Here is an 18,737-nt window from a genome sequence, read left to right on the forward strand (position 1 = left end):
TAAAATAAGTACACAGCACCAAAAGAAAAGTGAGGAAAGAATATGACTGATAAGAAACTAAGTGGCGCTGGTCTGCGCGGACAAAGCGCTGGTGAAACAGCATTATGCACCGTTGGTAAAACAGGGGCAGGATTAACGTACCGTGGCTATGACATTAATGATCTTGCTGCAAATGCGCAATTTGAAGAAGTTGCCTACTTATTACTATACGGTAAATTACCTAACCAAACACAGTTAACAAATTATAAAGCAAGATTAAAAGGTTTTCGTGCTTTACCAGACGCTTTAAAAGCGGCGTTAGAATTAATCCCAGCATCAGCTCACCCAATGGATGTAATGAGAACCGGTTGTTCTATGTTGGGGAACCTTGAAACAGAAAATAGCTTTGATGAACAGTTAGATCATATCGATCGATTGTTAGCAATTTTCCCAGGGTTAATTAACTATTGGTATAACTTTAGTCATAACGGCATTCGTGTTGATGTAGAAACAGAAGCCGACTCAATTGCTGAACAATTTTTATGGACGCTTCACAATAAAAAACCTGAACCAATGCATGTTGATGTTATGCATGCATCGTTAATTTTATACGCAGAGCATGAGTTTAATGCGTCGACGTTTACGGCACGTGTTTGTGCGTCAACGCTTTCTGACATCCATAGCTGTGTAACAGGTGCGATTGGTTCATTAAGGGGGCCATTACATGGCGGTGCAAATGAAGCTGCTATGGATATGATCGAACAATGGCAATCAGCAGATGAAGCTGAAGACGCTATTATGGGTATGCTTGCACGTAAAGATAAAATTATGGGCTTTGGTCATGCCGTATATCGTGAATCAGATCCACGTAATGCCATTATTAAAACGTGGTCTGAAAAATTAGCAAAGCTTAATGGAGATACGCGCCTTTACGATGTATCAGAACGGTGTGAAGCGGTAATGTGGCGAGAGAAAAAGCTTTTTTGTAATGCAGATTTTTTCCATGCTTCAGCCTACAATTATATGGGTATTCCTACGAAGCTGTTTACACCAATATTTGTTTGTTCACGTGTTTCTGGCTGGACAGCGCACGTAATGGAGCAACGCGAAAATAATCGTATTATTCGCCCATCGGCTGATTATACAGGCCCAGAATCGATGCCATGGGTTGCTATAGCAGACCGCGATTAATTGCATTGCTTACATATGTTTAATTTATATGGCAGCTAACGTGCTGCCATTGCTAATTTTGTGGACCATGTTATGAACTACGAATACCGCAAACCTTTACCCGATTTTTCTTTGTCGGGAGTTCCAATTGATTTCTTTGATACGCGAGCTGCTGTAGAAGCAATTAAGCCAGGTAGCTATGCAACTCTACCTTATACTGCTCGTGTATTAGCAGAGCAACTTGTACGTAAATGTGATCCGAATTCACTACAAGATGCGTTATCGCAAATCGTGAATGGTAAAAGAGACCTAGACTTTCCATGGTATCCAGCACGTGTTGTTTGTCATGATATATTAGGGCAAACCGCATTAGTGGATCTTGCAGGTCTTCGCGATGCTATTGCAGAGCAAGGTGGAGATCCAGCAAAAGTCAACCCAGTGGTGCCAACACAATTAATTGTAGATCACTCGCTTGCGGTTGAAGCAGCAGGGTTTGACCCAGACGCTTTCGAGAAAAATCGCGCTATTGAAGATCGACGAAATGAAGATCGCTTTCACTTTATCGAATGGACCAAAACGGCCTTTAAAAATGTTGATGTGATTCCTGCGGGTAATGGCATTATGCATCAAATTAATCTCGAAAAAATGTCACCTGTTATTCAGTTAAGAGATGGTGTCGCATTTCCTGATACTTGCGTTGGCACCGATTCTCACACTCCGCATGTAGATGCTTTAGGGGTTATAGCAATTGGTGTTGGCGGTTTAGAGGCTGAAACTGTCATGCTAGGTCGACCATCTATGATGCGATTGCCAGATATTGTCGGTGTAAATCTAGTTGGGCAACGACAACCAGGTATTACAGCGACCGATATTGTTTTAGCAATCACTGAATTTCTTAGAAATGAAAAAGTGGTTGGGGCTTATTTAGAGTTTTTTGGTGATGGCGCACGTAGCTTGTCTATTGGCGATCGCGCTACGATTTCTAATATGACGCCAGAATATGGCGCATCAGCTGGCATGTTTTACATTGATGAGCAAACGATAGATTACCTCAAAATAACAGGTAGAGAGCCAGAGCAAGTAGCGCTTGTTGAAACTTATGCGAAACATACTGGTTTATGGGCTGATGATCTAAAAGATGCACATTATGAGCGTGTATTAACCTTTGATTTATCATCTGTAGGGCGTAATATGGCGGGTCCCTCTAATCCTCATCGCCGATTAGCTACATCTGATCTTTCTTCAAAAAATATTGCGAAAAATCTAGCTGATTGCCAAGCACAAGAAGCTAAAGGCGAAATGCCTGACGGTGCCGTAATTATTGCCGCTATTACCTCTTGTACTAATACTTCTAACCCAAGGAATGTTGTTGCCGCTGGTCTAGTTGCAAAGCGCGCTAATGAACTTGGATTAGTACGTAAACCTTGGGTTAAAACTTCCTTTGCACCTGGTTCTAAAGTTGCGAAACTTTATTTGGAAGAAGCAGGATTGTTGACGGAATTAGAAAAACTTGGTTTTGGTATTGTTGCCTATGCATGTACAACGTGTAACGGCATGTCTGGTGCATTAGCGCCAGATATTCAGCAAGAGATTATCGATAAGGATTTATATGCTACAGCAGTATTGTCAGGTAATCGTAATTTTGATGGTCGTATTCACCCTTATGCGAAACAAGCTTTCTTAGCATCGCCACCTTTAGTTGTTGCTTATGCGATTGCTGGCACCATGCGTTTTGACATTGAGCAAGATATTTTAGGGACAGATAACGCTGGTAATAGCATTACCTTAAAAGACCTATGGCCAACGGATGAAGAGATTGACGATATTGTAAATCGTTGTGTAAAACCGGAACAGTTTAAAAAGATTTATACACCAATGTTTGATTTAGGCTCTTTCGAACCAGCGAAAAGCCCACTTTACGATTGGCGAGAAATGTCTACCTACATAAGACGTCCGCCTTATTGGGAAGGTGCATTAGCTGGCGAGCGAACCATGAAAGGCATGCGTCCACTTGCAGTATTAGGTGATAACATTACTACGGACCATTTATCTCCCTCTAATGCCATTATGTTAGATAGTGCAGCGGGTGCTTACCTCGATAAAATGGGGTTGCCTGAAGAAGATTTTAACTCCTATGCTACACATCGCGGTGATCATTTAACGGCACAGCGAGCAACATTTGCAAATCCAAAATTATTTAATGAAATGGTTTGTGATGATAACGGTGACGTAATACAAGGATCACTCGCTCGAATAGAACCTGAGGGTGTTCAAAGCCGCATGTGGGAAGCAATCGAAACCTACATGAAACGTAAACAACCGTTAATTATTATTGCAGGCGCTGATTACGGTCAAGGTTCCTCAAGGGATTGGGCTGCTAAAGGGGTTAGACTTGCAGGCGTAGAAGTCATTGTTGCAGAAGGTTTTGAACGAATTCATCGCACGAACTTAATTGGTATGGGTGTATTGCCACTTGAGTTTACCAATGGCGAAACGCGTAAAACATATGGTATTGATGGTACAGAAACCTTTGATGTTAAAGGGGAAACTTCAGCTGGTGGCAATATGATCGTTATCATGCACAGAACCAATGGCGAGCAAGTTGAAATACCAGTTAAATGTCGTCTAGATACTGCGGAAGAAGTAACTGTTCATCGTGCTGGTGGCGTACTACAAAAGTTTGCTAATGACTTTTTAGAATCTAATACGTAGTAAAAGATAACAATCCTTGTAGAGGCGACTTTGGTCGCCTTTTTAACAGTTAGTTGAAGAACTTTACACACTTCTTCGTTATTTCTTGGGCATATCATTTCGAGGAAGTGCAACGATTATGGAGAACAATATGTCTTTTCCTGGACAAATCAAAATTCCTGCTACCTATATGCGTGGTGGCACATCTAAAGGTGTTTTTTTTAATCTACGTGATTTACCTGAAAACTGTCAGGTAGCAGGTAGTGCGAGAGACAACTTATTGTTGCGTGTCATTGGTAGCCCTGATCCTTATGGTAAACAAACAGATGGCATGGGCGGTGCGACGTCAAGCACAAGTAAAACTGTTATTCTCGCTAAAGCAGACAGTTCAGATCATGATGTCGACTATTTGTTTGGTCAAGTCGCTATTGATAAAGCGTTTGTTGATTGGTCAGGAAATTGTGGAAATTTAACAGCTGCAGTTGGTGCATTTGCTATCTATGCAGGCTTAGTTGATAAGAGTAATATCCCTGAAAACGGTATTTGTACTGTTCGAATTTGGCAGAAAAATATAGGTAAAACCATTGTTTCTCATGTGCCTATTACTAATGGACAAGTGCAAGAAACAGGAGACTTTGAACTTGATGGTGTAACGTTTCCAGCGGCAGAAGTACCTGTTGAGTTTATTGCACCTGTCGACCCTAGTGAAGCAATGTTCCCTACAGGTAACATTATAGATGAACTTGAAGTGCCTGGTATTGGGGTATTACAAGCGACCATGATTAATGCAGGTATTCCAACAATTTTTATAAACGCGGAAGAAATAGGTTATACCGGCACAGAGTTGCAGGATGACATTAATAACAATGAACATAAATTGGCTGATTTTGAAAAAATTCGTGCCTATGGTGCGTTAAAAATGGGGTTGATTACGACCATAGATGAGGCACAAAATAGACAACATACGCCTAAGGTTGCATTTGTAGGAAAGCCTTTGTCTTATATAGCGTCTAGTGGCAAGCAAATAGCAGCCAATGAAATTGATTTAAATGTGCGGGCATTATCTATGGGTAAATTACATCATGCAATGATGGGGACTGCTGCTGTAGCTATAGGTGCAGCAGCGGCAATACCAGGTACGATTGTTAATTTGGCCGCCGGCGGAGGTGATCGTGAAAACGTAAATTTTGGTCATCCGTCAGGTATGTTAAAAGTTGGCGCGTCTGCAAGCTATACTGATGGATCGTGGTTCATTGAAAAAGCCACGATGAGTAGAAGTGCACGCATATTGATGGAAGGTTGGGTAAGGGTGCCATCAGACAGCTTTTAGTTCATTGAATTTTCCGGTTCAAAGCAACCAAAAAGAATAGCGGTAATTACTTTTGATTACAGTTATTCTTTATTGGTTCAAGTAGGCTAAAATGTCATTAAAGGGTAAGTAGTGCCATTTTCTTTATATGTTTGGTTTAACAAGGCTGATTTAAAAAGGAGTTGAAATGCAATTGATTGCTTTTGTTCGTATATCTTGCCTTTTTTTGATGTCCCTATCGAGTTATGCAAGTGAATTAACAGTTCCTGCAAATATTAAAGTGCTGCAAGTCAATGATGAGCATTTTTCGATGGACTTGTTTGACAGAAGTACAACACATCAGCTTAAAAAAGGCAGAAACGAATTACATTTTCAGTATAAAGAGTTAATTGAGGATGTTGAAAATGATGACCACACGACCATTTACTCTAAACCTTTTGTGGTTTTACTTACCTTAGATACTATTCAACGTCTAACATTGCAAGTACCAAGTTTTGAGAATGAACAAGATATTCGTTTGTTTGCAAAACAGCCTACTGTACGCATTGTTAATGACGACCAACAAGAGATTGATATTTATCAGCAGGATTTGAAACGCTTTCAAACGCAACAAGACGTTAATTTGACCTTACAAAAAAGTCGTTCATATCCACAAACTCAACAACAGGATTTACTTAATGTGGTATCAGAAAATAAGGCTGATAAACCCCATTCAGATTCCATTCATCATTTGAACGATACTATGCCACTTACTATGCTCCATTATTGGTGGCAACATGCGTCAAAACAGCAAAGAGCTGAGTTTTTGCGTGAAATAAATCGAGATTTAGAAAAAGGAAAGTAGTATGAAATCACTGGCAAAAGTATGTGTAATATTGACCATTTTTACTTCAGCAATTACATATGCAGATGAAGGCATTGAGGTTGTAGGCAAAGCACAAGTTAAGGCACACCCCGATCAGTTTTCATTAACTATTAGTATTAAAGAACGTGGTATAGCGGCGAGCAAAGTAAAACAAATTGTTGACAACAAGAGTCAACAAGTTATCGAAATGTTTGTCAAACAAGGGGTTTCAGAGTCTCATATTGATTCTTCAATGTTACACATGTATCCCATTTATGAAAAACCAGAAATAACACTATCTAAGGCTGAAATTGAGCGTCACGTAAACAAACAAAATCAAGTGAACCTACCTGTTAATATGCAACAACAAAAAGTGCAAAAAGTGAGATTGTTTGATGTTGCTCGTACTATTTCGGTAAAACTAAATTCATTAGCGCAATATGATCGAGTGTTAGAGCACTTAGTAAAAATTGGCGTTAGTAATATTTCGCCCATTGAACTAGGGTTTAGCGATCCTGAAGCGCTTTATACTAGCGCATTACAAAAAGCGATTGATAATGCCAAAAGTAAAGCGAACGACATCGCAAAACAATTGGGCGTTTCTGTTGGCACAGTCATTTCAATCAAAGAAACAGGTTATCACGCACCATCTGTTTATCGTATGTCAATGATGGAGTCTAAAGCTGGCTTTAGTTCGCAGGCAACAGAACGCGCAATTTCTGCACAAGTTGTCATCACATTTCAAATTATTTTATAGAATTGTTATTTATTTCCATAGAACTGCACATAAAGCTTTAACTTAAGGTGTTATCAAGGTATGTTATGCCAATTTTCAGGGCTGACGTGATAGAATGTCGAAAGTTGAATTATACCAACAGTTGAAACTTCAGGTTTCAGCGTTAATAAGTACGGAACATGATATGATCGCCAACATGGCTAATATCAGTGCCTTATTATTTGAGCAATTAACTGAGATTAATTGGGTTGGATTTTATCGAGTCGTTGAAAATGAACTTGTATTAGGTCCATTTCAAGGTAAAGTTGCGTGTATACGCATTCCTATTGGTAAGGGCGTTTGTGGTACCGCAGTGTCAGAAGCTAAGACTCAGCGAATTGCGGATGTACACCAATTTAGCGGTCATATAGCGTGTGACGCCGCAAGTAACGCTGAAATAGTGATCCCAATTCAATATCAAGGTAAAGTAGTGGCTGTGCTTGATATTGACAGTCCAAGCTTTAATCGGTTTGATCACGAAGACCAACAAGGCTTAGAAGCACTCGTTAATGAGTTTGAAAAAACCTTATTAGTTGAGCAACGATAGATATGAAAGAACTCGTGATAATACACGACTATCTTGTTTCTGAAGAAGTTGTCGGGGATTGGGACGGCAATGAAGAGCAAGTTACAGAGAATATTAATCAGCTTTATCATACACTCTATGATTTTGCAGAAGAGGATATTGATCCTGCAGAGTTAGGTGAACTTTTAGAACTCATCTGGCAACATTGGATTGGGCAAGACGCATTAGCAGAGTTAACGCATGATGATATCATTGATTGGTGTCATCATTTACTTACGAATCGTGATCAATATTTAAACGAATAAATTTATTAATTAAGTAGTTATTATGGAAACGAAAACTGAAACAGAAGCGGCATCAACACAGGCTGCAGAAACTGAAAACAAACGAACAAGCGCAAAAGAAATTATTGCTTACTTAGCAGAGAAGTTTCCTGCTTGTTTTTCTGTTGAAGGCCCAGCAAAACCTTTGAAAATTGGTATTTTTCAAGAGCTCGCAGAACGTTTAGATGGTGACGATGTGGTCAGTAAAACACGTTTACGTCAAGCATTAAGACATTACACAAGCAGCTGGCGTTACCTCAAAGCAATTAAACTAGGTTCACAACGTATTGATGTTGATGGCAATGAAGTGGCGGAAATCGATCAAGAGCAAGCTGACTACGCGGCCAAAACATTAAAAGAGAGCCAAGAAAAGTTTGGTAACAAAAATCCTAAAGACAGCCTCAAGAAAAAGCCTTATAAAGGTAAGTCTACTGATACTAAGGGTTTGCAGACAAAACACAAAGCTAAAGATAAAGCGAAATTTAAAGGTGTTAGTTCTTCTAAACGTGCACAAACTAAACCAGCCGCTAAACTTAAGCCTGTAGACGTAAATAATATTAATGTTGGCAAAGCCGTGAAAGTTCAATTAGGTAATGCACCTATGGACGCTGTAATTACCGAAGTATCAGGTGATGATATTTCAGTGCAACTTAGTTCAGGAATGGTTGTCAAAACACAGGTTAAGAACATATACATTGAATAATTTGGAGAAGCAAGCATGCTAAAAATTTGTCGTACCGCACTTGCCATATCATTAACGTTTTCTAGCGTTAGTCTTTTTGCATACACCGTTGACAAAGAGGCTCCTCTGCCCATACTAACGCCAGAGAGTCAGCATGCTGTCTCCAGTAAGAGAATTGCCGCTAAATTTTCCCGCTCTCATTATAAAACTATCAAGATTGACGATGCTCTTTCTGAGCAAATATTTGATCGCTATATTAAGCAATTAGATTATGGACGAAATGTTTTTCTTGCCAGTGATATAGCAGAGTTTGAACAGTATCGTGAGTCTTTTGATACTGTCGTTGCCCGTGGTAAGCTAGATATTCCTTATCAAATATTTAATTTGAACTTACAAAGACGACTAGAACGTTATGAATATGCGTTGAGTCTTTTAGAAAAACCTTTTGATTTTACTAAAGATGAAACGTATACCTTCGATAGAGAAGAAGAGCCATGGCCGGAAACCGAGAAGGCACTTAACGAGTTATGGCGCTTAAAAGTTAAATATGATGCTTTAAATCTAACCTTAACCGGTAAAGAGTGGGATAAAGTCAAAGAAATTCTGACAAAACGATATAACTATGCCATCAAACGTTTAAAACAAAGCGAAAGTGAAGACGTTTTTCAACTTGTGATGAACAGTTTTGCTCGCGTTGTTGAACCCCATACTTCTTATTTGTCGCCAAGAAATGCCGAACGTTTCCAAATGGAAATGAATTTATCGCTTGAAGGCATAGGCGCAGTATTACGTGCAGAAGAAGATTATACCGTTATACAAAGCATTGTTAGTGGTGGTCCAGCTGATAAGTCCAATCAGCTAAAACCGAAAGATCGTATTGTAGGCGTTTCTCAAGGTGATGATAAGTTTGAAGATGTTATTGGCTGGCGACTTGATGATGTTGTGGATCTTATTAAAGGTCCGAAGGGCACCAAGGTACGTTTGCAAGTATTACCAGGAAAGGCCGTTGACGAAGCAAGCATTAAAGTCGTTTCGATTGTTAGAGATAAGATAGTTTTAGAAGATCGCGCTGCTAAATCTGAGGTGCTTTATGAGAAGCCTGGTGATGAAACCAGCAAAAAATTAGGTGTTATCAATATTCCTAGTTTTTACAATGGTCTTTCTGCTCACGTAAAAAAAGAGATCGATAAATTAACCGCTCAAGAGGTTGAAGGTATCATTGTCGACTTAAGAGGTAATGGCGGTGGTTCATTAACTGAAGCAACATTATTAACAGGTTTGTTTATTGATCAGGGGCCGGTAGTTCAAATTCGTGATGGCGCCAACCGTATTTCTATTAACAGTGATAAAGACGGCGTTACCTTTTACGAAGGGCCATTAACAGTGATGGTTGACCGCTATAGCGCTTCGGCGTCTGAAATCTTTTCAGCAGCGATTCAAGACTATGGTCGTGGTGTAATTGTAGGTGAGCAAACTTTTGGCAAAGGTACGGTACAGCAACATCGCCCAATTGCCAGAATTTATGATATTAACGAACAGCCGTATGGTAGTATTCAATACACGATAGCAAAGTTTTATCGTATAAATGGCGGAAGTACACAACATAAAGGCGTGATACCTGATATTGCTTTTCCAACGGCAGTAGCACCGGAAGACTGGGGCGAAAGTAAAGAAGAAAACGCGTTACCATGGGACATGGTACCTAAAGCAAGCTATAAGTCGATTACCGATGTGTCTACGGATGTGGAGTACCTTACTTCGCTTCATCAAGAGCGTATTAAATCGAATAGAGAATTTAATTATTTACTCGATGATATTGTTGAATATCAAAAAGAAAAAGATAAAAAAGCAATCTCATTGAACTTAGCTGAACGCAAGGCTAAACGTGATGCACGAAAAGCAAAACAACTTGTTAGAACGAATGAACGTCTTGTAGCAATGGGCTTAGACAAAGTTGAAAATCTTGACGACTTACCGGATGAGCTTGAAGAGTTAGATCCATTATTAGAAGAAACGGCAAGAATTACCTTTGACTATGTTTCACTTGGCAAAGTGGCAAAAAAATAAGCAACACTGAGAATAATAAAGCCGCCTGTTAGGCGGCTTTATTATTTCTACTTGATGTTGTGTTTAATAAATATACAAATATGTCAGTAATTGCGCGCTCTAACCTATTTTTAACATAAACTACTTGCACTATGTCGCTAGTCACGGCATGTTATGCATGCAAACTTATAACTATAATTAAGTAAAATAAAGACAGTTTCTATGACAAACCAAAACCCCTATAAAGCACCATCTACGTTAGACTCTTTTATACCGATCGTAGTATTGATAGCGCTGCTTTCAGCGGCAGTAACTTATTTCTCAGATAACTCTTCCTACGGTCCAAACCAAATTGCACTCATGATTAGTATGGGCGTTGCTATTGTTATTGGTTTGCGTAATGGTCATACATGGAAAGAAATGGAAGATGCCATTGTTCGTGGTATTTCTTTATCATTGGGCGCCGTATTAATTTTACTCACCGTGGGGGCATTAATTGGTACTTGGCTATTGTCAGGTACAGTACCTACATTGATTTATTATGGTTTACAAATAATCGATCCTACTTGGTTTTATGCGGCTGCTTGTATCGTTTGCGGTATTGTCGCTATGAGTATAGGTAGTTCTTGGACAACGGCAGCAACCGTAGGGGTTGCTTTTATTGGTATTGCTGGCGGCTTTGAAATGTCTGCGGCGGTGACAGCTGGTGCTGTGATCTCTGGTGCTTATTTCGGCGACAAATTATCACCGCTTTCCGAGACAACTAATTTAGCGCCTGCTGTTGCAGGCAGTGAGTTGTTTGCTCATATCAAATATATGCTATGGACAACAATTCCTTCAATTTCTATTGCTTTGATATTATTTCTGATCATTGGATTTAATCATTCTTCTGTAGAAACAGGTACTGCAGAAAATATTCTTTCGCTAACTAATACGTTACAGGCGACCTATGATATTTCTATATTTAATTTAATTCCGCTTGTTGTTTTATTGGTATTGGCTTACAAAAAAATGCCTGCTTTTCCTGCTGTAGGTATAGGGGCGTTGATCGGCGGCATTTGGGCACTGTTCTTTCAACAGGATCTCATCTTAGCGATTGCGGGAGAGGAGCCTTCCGTCAGTACGGCTAATATCAAAGTTATTTGGACAGCGTTTTTTGATGGTATTGTGTTAAATACTGGTAATGAAGAGGTCGATCAATTATTAAGTCGAGGTGGCATGTCTAGCATGCTTAATACCATTTGGCTTGTTATATGTGCACTAAGCTTTGGCGCAGTGCTAGAACATCTTGGCATGTTGCGTAAGTTTGTTGAATCTATTTTATCTGCGGTTAAATCTACAGGTAGTTTAATTGCAAGTACGGTAGCAACATGTATTGGTACAAACTTAATTACTTCAGATCAATATATGGCTATTGTAATGCCAGGTAGAATGTATAAAGAAGAATACCAACGTCGAGGTTTATCTCCCTTAGTTTTAAGTAGAACACTTGAAGATTCTGGCACAATTACGTCTCCGTTAATTCCGTGGAATACGTGTGGTGCATTTATGTTTGCTACACTAGCCTTAGCAGATTATGAATATATTATGTATTGCTTTTTTAATCTTATTAATCCAATTATTGCTATTGCATATGGATACTTCGAATTTAAGATCAAAAAAATAGCAGAGGTATAACATTTAACGGGCATTGCCCGTTACAGACAAATAAAGCCTGTTAATTTCAAATAAGTTAACAGGTTTTTTTGATTTAGCGTAACCAAAGGAGAGCTTATGGCTTCGTCTCAAGCACGCATTCTCGCAGATTATCGTCCAAGTAGTTTTACCATCAATACTACACAACTTACATTTGAACTCGATGATCACCAAACTCGTGTTACCAATGTAATGCACATTGAGCGTGTAGATAAAGACGCGCCATACTTAACGCTTGATGGTGAACATCTATCGTTAGATGCTATTAGTATCAACGATAAACCATTAGCAGAGGCAAGTTTTCAAAAAGTAGATAATGGCTTACAAATTTCAATTTCACCAGAGTTAAACCAACTAACGTTAACGATTGTCACAACTATTGACCCTGTTAACAATACGGCATTAGAAGGCTTATATAAGTCTGGTGGTGCTTTTTGTACGCAGTGTGAAGCGGAAGGGTTTAGGCGTATAACGTATTACTTAGATCGCCCTGATGTAATGTCGACCTTTACCACTAAAGTTATTGCAAACAAAACTATGTATCCGTATTTACTCGCTAATGGTAATAAAATCGATCAAGGCAATATAGGTGCCGATAAACATTTTGTAGTTTGGCATGACCCATTCCCAAAACCCTGCTATTTATTTGCACTCGTCGCTGGTGACTTTGACTTGGTTACTGATCAATATCAAACCGCTTCAGGTAAGCATGTCACGCTTGAGATATTTGTTGATAAAGGCAACGCGAGCAAAGCCCATCATGCAATGGAGTCGTTAAAGCATTCGATGAAATGGGATGAAAATACGTTTGGTTTAGAATACGATCTTGATATCTACATGATTGTTGCCGTTGATTTTTTTAATATGGGGGCGATGGAAAACAAAGGCTTAAACATATTTAATAGCAAGTTTGTTTTGGCCGATCATGAAAGTGCGACTGATACAGATTATTTTAATATTGAAGCTGTTATTGCCCATGAATATTTCCATAATTGGACGGGGAACAGAGTAACGTGCCGAGATTGGTTTCAACTAAGCTTAAAAGAAGGTCTCACTGTATTTCGTGATCAACAGTTTAGTGCTGATATGAATTCAGCGGCAGTCACACGCATTGAAAATGTGAGTCACCTCAGAGCGATGCAATTCCCAGAAGATGAAAGCCCCATGGCTCATCCAATAAGACCTGAAAAAGTGGTAGAAATGAACAATTTTTATACCATGACAGTATACGAGAAGGGCGCTGAAGTTATTAGGATGATCCACACATTACTCGGTGAAGAGAAGTTTCGGTTAGGTATGGATCTTTACTTTAAGCGCTTTGATGGCATGGCTGTAACCTGTGATGATTTTGTTGATGCAATGGCTGATGCTTCAGGTATAGATTTAACACAGTTTAAATATTGGTATAGTCAATCAGGTACACCTATTTTACGCGTTAATGAATCGTTTAATAATGCAACAGGTGAACTGACAATATCGGTTTCACAAATTAATGAGCCAAGCGAACAACAATCCGTTAAGCATCATTTACACATTCCAATTCGTATCGAGCTAATTACTGACCATAATTCATCAGCCCACTTATTAGCATTAAAAGAAGAAACACAAACTTGGCGTTTTGATGGTTTTGAAAAAAAGCCAGTGGTAGCGTTTCTGTCAAATTTCTCTGCACCAGTAAAAGTTCATTTTGAGCAACCAGACGAAGAACTTATTGCCATAATGAAACAAGCAGAGGATGATTTTAATCGTTGGGATGCGGGCCAGACATTATTAACAAGGTATATTACTCGACTTGTGAAAGATGATTCATATTCTTTGCCAGTCGATATTGTTACTACGTATAAGTATTTACTTGATTCTACTCTTGATCCCGCGCTAAAAGCCGTGGCATTAAAGTTACCATCGTTTGATGAAGTATCAGTAAACCTTGAACAGGTAGATCCACAAAAAGTAATTGCCGCAATTAAAACCGTTGAAGCCTTTATTGCACATAATTTAGAAAATGAATTGCTTGAAATATATCTAGGTTTCGCAGATATACCGTATGCAAATAAGGGTAAAGATATTGCTCAAAGATCACTCAAAAATACCTGTTTATATTACTTATCAAAGCTAAGTAATCATCAGTTATTATTAAGTAGGCAATACAATCATTCTGATAACATGACTGATACATTAGCGTCACTTAATGCTTCTGCAATGCATAATACGGGTGTATTCGATAATTTAATGTCGGGTTTCGAAGCTAAATGGCAAGATACGCCGCTTGTAATGGACAAATGGTTTAGCTTACAAGCCGTTGCTGACAGAGAAGACATTTTTCATGTGTTAGCAACAATGGAGCAACATGAGCTGTTTACTCTTAACAACCCAAATAGAGCACGTGCTTTAATTGGTGCATTTAGCCATCGAAATCCGAAACATTTTTATCAGGAAAGTGGCAAAGGATATCAATTTCTTGCTAAACATATTAAAACGTTAAACAAAATTAATCCTCAAATCGCTTCTCGGTTATTAACACCATTAATTCAGTACAAGCGTTTTAATGAGCATCATAAAAACCTTATGTTAAATGCTTTAAAAGAGATTGCAGCAATTGATGATTTATCAAGAGATTTGAAAGAAAAACTGGATGCAGCCTTAAATTAATGCAACGTTTTTATTTTTTTATCAATATTACAGCGTATGAATTTCTTCCTTATTATCAGGGAAGAGTAAAAGATATTGTTGTTACATCTGAGCAGGGACAACGTATTCAATTTCCCGCAATGCACCTAAGAAGCTATCTAACACCAACCGGAATTATGGGGCGATTTTGTTTAGAAACGGAAAACAAAAAGTTTGTCTCATTAAAAAAGTTAACGTGAATAGAGTTATTGCTTTAAACAGTGGTCAGACCATCCGATGTTTTAAAACGGCTAGAATGTTTATGGATAACCTTGTGAAAATAGTTCGTTGATAACTAAAGCTGGATGTTTGTCATGCTGTTTTAAACGGTTGTTTTAAACAGGTGAGTGTAATTATGGTTGAGTTGTATACAAGTCTTTAAAATTAGGGAGATTTATTCGCTATTTTTACACTTGCCTCAGTGGTAAAATGATGCAATTATTGTTTTATACTACACTGATGATGAAGTTAACATTCACAATCAAATGTAGATTGTTGACCGTAGGAAAAATAGCGTTAACACTCAAAGCATAAAAAATGAAATAAAAACAATAATATTGCCGTTTCGAGTCTGGGGAGAAAAAAATGAAACGTAGCCCTTTAAAACGATTTTGTAAAAAGCCGTTATCGGTAGGAATAGCGGCAGCTATCTTATCGACAGTTGCTAGTCAATCAACGGCTGGTAATTATGAACTTGGCGATTTTGATATTCGATTTACTTCAAAATTTTCAGTTGGTGCAAGTTGGCGAGTTGAAGACCGTAACTGGCGTGATAACGTTGGTATTTCAAATAATTTGAAAAACGGTTTAGACTTTTCAAACTACCATCCTATTTTGAACCCCACTCCTACGTCCAATACCATTTGGCAAGGACAAGGCAGTTATTCAAATAATGGTGACCTTGGTAATTTAAATTTCGATTCGGGCGAAATGTTTTCACAATTGTTCAAAGGTACCCACGAATTAGAAATAAAGAAAGATAACTGGGGTGTATTCCTCCGTGGTATGTACTTTTATGATTTTGAAATGTCAGATGGCGATCGCGCGTGGAATAATACTGCATCAGGTGCGAGCAATGATCCTTGTCGCGATAGCAAAGCTAAAGAACAAGTGTGCCAAGATGTAAGATTATTGCATGCATACTTTTTTGGTGATTATTACATTGATGATATGCCATTTTCGTTACGTATCGGTCAACAGACAATTGGATGGGGTGAAGGGTTACTCATTTCTCACGGTATTAGTGAGATCAACCCAATTGATATTTCTCGCGTGAAAGCACCGGGAGCCGAATTAACAGAAGCTTTTATTCCATTTGGTGCAGTTTGGGGCTCTTTAGGGGTTACTGAAGATTTTAGTGTAGAGATGTTTTATCAATACGCGTGGGAAGAAACCATTTTACCAGCACCAGGTACTTATTTCTCTACAAATGACTTTGCTGGTGACGGTGGCCGCTACAATAACGTACAACTTGGCTTTACAGGTAATCCAGATATGGATCTTGATTATGTAATTGCTGGATTGAACGAAATAGGTGGCATGTTAAATTCAGGTGATCCAGCGATGATTGCTGGTGCAAGTGCTGGATATTTAGCGTACCCAACAAAGATCACCTTGAAAGGGCCTGGCGCTAAGGGCGTAAATGCACCGGATGACGGTGGGCAGTACGGTGTTCGATTCTCTTGGTTCCTACCTGATTTCAATGATACAGAATTAAGTTTATATCATATTAATTATCATAGTAGACGCCCAGTTTTTAGTGGTATTACCGCAAACTTTACCACGGAAGCTGTAATGCAAGACTTAGCAATGTTGAAAGATACAACAATTACTGAGAAAAACTATACTGATTTACATGCGTTTTCTAAAGTACAACTTGATTACCCTGAAGATATTAAACTTTATGGTTTAAGTTTTAATACGTCAATTGGTGGCTTTGCTGTCGCAGGTGAAATGTCTCACCGTCAAGATGAACCATTACAAATAGATGATGTTGAATTGTTATTCGCTGCAATGCCACAGCAATTAGCACACCCTGATTCTATTAGCTTTAGACCTGAATTAGACGGTATTTCTCAAATGCCTGTTTTTGAGCCAGGTAAAAAAGCTAACGGGTTTATCTTAACTGATACAACGCAGGCACAGCTAATATTTTCAAAATTTTGGGGACCTAGCTTAGGTGCAGACCAGTTTACCTCATTATTGGAAGTGGGTGGTATACGTATTCACGATATGCCAAGCGAAGATGAGCTGCGTTTAAATGGTCCAGGTACTGCTAGGAATGGTGGTATTGAAGGAAAAGAAGGGCTAGAAATGGCTATTCAAGGTGGTGTTGAAACAAACCCATTTCCTGATGACTTTGCTTGGGGCTATCGCTTAGTAACCAAGCTTGATTACAACAATGTATTTGCCGGTGTAAATATTTCACCAAGAATTGTGTTTTCACACGATGTGAGTGGAATTACACCTGATCCGTTGTTCTTGTTTGTTGAAGATAGAAAATCAATCAGTGCAGGTGTCACGTTTGATTATCAAAGCCGCTGGTCGGCTAATATTTCCTATAACGGCTTTTGGGGTGGTGTAGGAACTACAAATAAGATGGAAGATAGAGACTACGTGTCGTTTAATGTTAAATATTCTTTATAAGGGCAAAACAAGATGAAGAAAACAACCTTATTATCTCTTGCTGTTAGTCTTGCGTTTGCAACCAGTGCACAAGCAAAAGTTGATGAACAACAAGTTAAGAAATTATCAAATGAATTAACGCCTTTTGGTGCTGTTCGTGGAGCAAGTGCTGATGGTAGTATTCCAGCTTGGAATGGTGGTATTACTACACCTCCTTCTGGTTACAAGCCAGGTATGCATCATCCAGATCCGTTTCCACAAGATAAAATTCTTTATACGGTAACGGCTGAAAACATTGATAAATACAAAGATATATTAACGCCAGGTCAAGTGAAATTGTTTGAGACGTATCCTAGTACGTTTAAAATGAACGTATACCAAACTAGGCGTACTGCATCATATCCACAACATGTCTATGATGAAACGTTAAAAAATGCTGCTCGCAGTGAGCTTATCCAAGATGGTAATGGTATTACTCAAGCTGCCGTTGGCATTCCATTTCCTATTCCTGCAAATGGTTTAGAAGCAATTTGGAACCACATTCTTCGTTACCGTGGCGAAGCACTAACACGTGAAGGTGGGCAGGTCATGCCGACAGCGTCTGGTGATTATACGTATATTGGCTTTGACGAACAATTGATGATCCCATACGGTGTAAAAGGTGCGTCTCCTGAAGAATTAGAAGAGAGTAACATACTGTTTATGTTTAAACAGAAGGTTACAGAGCCTGATTCTCGCGTTGGTACGGCATTATTGGTTCATGAAACGATGGATCAAATCAAAACGGAACGTCAAGCGTGGATATATAACAAAGGTATTGGTCGAGAGCAAAAAGCGCCAACCGTTGCTTATGATGCCCCAGGTACAGCTTCAGATGGTTTAAGAACCACTGATGACTTTGATATGTTTAATGGTGCGCCGAATCGTTATACATGGACACTAAAAGGTAAACAAGAGCTTCTGATTCCTTATAACGATTATCGTTTACACAGTGACAAGCTAAAATATGAAGATATTATTCAAGCGGGCCACATTAACCCTGAATATGTGCGTTATGAAAAGCACCGTGTCTGGGTTGTTGAAGCTAACTTAAAAGAAAATACGCGTCATATTTATAAGAAGCGTGTATTCTTTATCGATGAAGATAGCTGGCAAATTGCAGTAACTGATATCTACGATGATCGTGATGAAATGTATCGTGTAGGAATGGCACATGGTATTAATTACTATGAAGTACCAACACATTGGTCAACATTAGATGTATTTCACGATTTACAATCTAAACGCTATATTGCTATTGGTTTAGATAACGAACACAAAATGTATGACTTTTCAGCTAAACTTAGAAAATCGAAGTTTAGATCTAGAGCGTTACGTATTGAGAACAGATAATTTTATTATCAAC

At 38.8% G+C, this 18,737-nt stretch carries 14 protein-coding genes; all 14 read left to right on the top strand.

What is annotated here, in order from left to right; all coding sequences use genetic code 11:
• The first annotated feature begins 42 nt into the window (after window positions 1–42).
• The 14 genes from prpC (at window position 43) to QUE09_RS08440 (ending at window position 18,724) form a co-directional block, all read left to right on the top strand.
• Window positions 43–1,170, top strand: coding sequence for a bifunctional 2-methylcitrate synthase/citrate synthase (prpC, locus tag QUE09_RS08375; RefSeq protein ID WP_286235743.1), 1,128 nt, complete (start codon window positions 43–45; stop codon window positions 1,168–1,170).
• Between the two features lie 72 nt (window positions 1,171–1,242).
• Window positions 1,243–3,861: a Fe/S-dependent 2-methylisocitrate dehydratase AcnD gene (gene acnD, locus QUE09_RS08380; RefSeq protein WP_286235744.1), complete on the top strand. Its 2,619-nt coding sequence runs from the start codon at window positions 1,243–1,245 to the stop codon at window positions 3,859–3,861.
• A 130-nt stretch (window positions 3,862–3,991) separates the two neighbouring features.
• The gene (gene prpF, locus QUE09_RS08385) at window positions 3,992–5,170 is read left to right on the top strand and encodes a 2-methylaconitate cis-trans isomerase PrpF (protein WP_286235745.1); all 1,179 of its coding nucleotides are present in this window, start codon (window positions 3,992–3,994) and stop codon (window positions 5,168–5,170) included.
• 166 nt (window positions 5,171–5,336) lie between these two features.
• Window positions 5,337–5,993: a DUF2057 domain-containing protein gene (locus tag QUE09_RS08390; protein WP_286235746.1), complete on the top strand. Its 657-nt coding sequence runs from the start codon at window positions 5,337–5,339 to the stop codon at window positions 5,991–5,993.
• A gap of 1 nt (window position 5,994) precedes the next feature.
• Entirely contained in the window at window positions 5,995–6,750 is a 756-nt protein-coding gene (locus QUE09_RS08395) for an SIMPL domain-containing protein (protein ID WP_286235747.1), read from the top strand.
• 94 nt (window positions 6,751–6,844) lie between these two features.
• Entirely contained in the window at window positions 6,845–7,315 is a 471-nt protein-coding gene (locus tag QUE09_RS08400; RefSeq protein WP_286235748.1) for a GAF domain-containing protein, read from the top strand.
• Window positions 7,316–7,317: 2 nt separating this feature from the next.
• Entirely contained in the window at window positions 7,318–7,599 is a 282-nt protein-coding gene (locus QUE09_RS08405; RefSeq protein ID WP_286235749.1) for a hypothetical protein, read from the top strand.
• Window positions 7,600–7,621: 22 nt separating this feature from the next.
• Window positions 7,622–8,320 carry an RNA chaperone ProQ gene (gene proQ, locus QUE09_RS08410; RefSeq protein ID WP_286235750.1) on the top strand — a complete coding sequence of 233 codons (699 nt, stop codon included), beginning with the start codon at window positions 7,622–7,624 and terminating at the stop codon, window positions 8,318–8,320.
• Between the two features lie 15 nt (window positions 8,321–8,335).
• Window positions 8,336–10,366, top strand: coding sequence for a carboxy terminal-processing peptidase (gene prc, locus QUE09_RS08415; RefSeq protein WP_286235751.1), 2,031 nt, complete (start codon window positions 8,336–8,338; stop codon window positions 10,364–10,366).
• A 201-nt stretch (window positions 10,367–10,567) separates the two neighbouring features.
• Window positions 10,568–12,022: a Na+/H+ antiporter NhaC gene (nhaC, locus tag QUE09_RS08420; protein WP_286235752.1), complete on the top strand. Its 1,455-nt coding sequence runs from the start codon at window positions 10,568–10,570 to the stop codon at window positions 12,020–12,022.
• A gap of 96 nt (window positions 12,023–12,118) precedes the next feature.
• Complete coding sequence (pepN, locus tag QUE09_RS08425; protein WP_286235753.1) at window positions 12,119–14,689, top strand: aminopeptidase N; 2,571 nt, start codon at window positions 12,119–12,121, stop codon at window positions 14,687–14,689.
• Window positions 14,689–14,907, top strand: coding sequence for a DUF2835 domain-containing protein (locus QUE09_RS08430; RefSeq protein ID WP_286235754.1), 219 nt, complete (start codon window positions 14,689–14,691; stop codon window positions 14,905–14,907). Before pepN ends, QUE09_RS08430 begins: the two co-directional genes overlap by 1 nt.
• A gap of 385 nt (window positions 14,908–15,292) precedes the next feature.
• Window positions 15,293–17,353, top strand: a complete 2,061-nt coding sequence (locus QUE09_RS08435; RefSeq protein ID WP_286235755.1) for a DUF1302 domain-containing protein — start codon at window positions 15,293–15,295, stop codon at window positions 17,351–17,353.
• Between the two features lie 12 nt (window positions 17,354–17,365).
• Window positions 17,366–18,724, top strand: a complete 1,359-nt coding sequence (locus tag QUE09_RS08440; protein ID WP_286235756.1) for a DUF1329 domain-containing protein — start codon at window positions 17,366–17,368, stop codon at window positions 18,722–18,724.
• Window positions 18,725–18,737: the final 13 nt, after the last annotated feature.

The organism is Thalassotalea sediminis (assembly GCF_030295915.1).
In the GTDB taxonomy this organism is placed as follows: Bacteria; Pseudomonadota; Gammaproteobacteria; order Enterobacterales; family Alteromonadaceae; genus Thalassotalea_C; species Thalassotalea_C sediminis.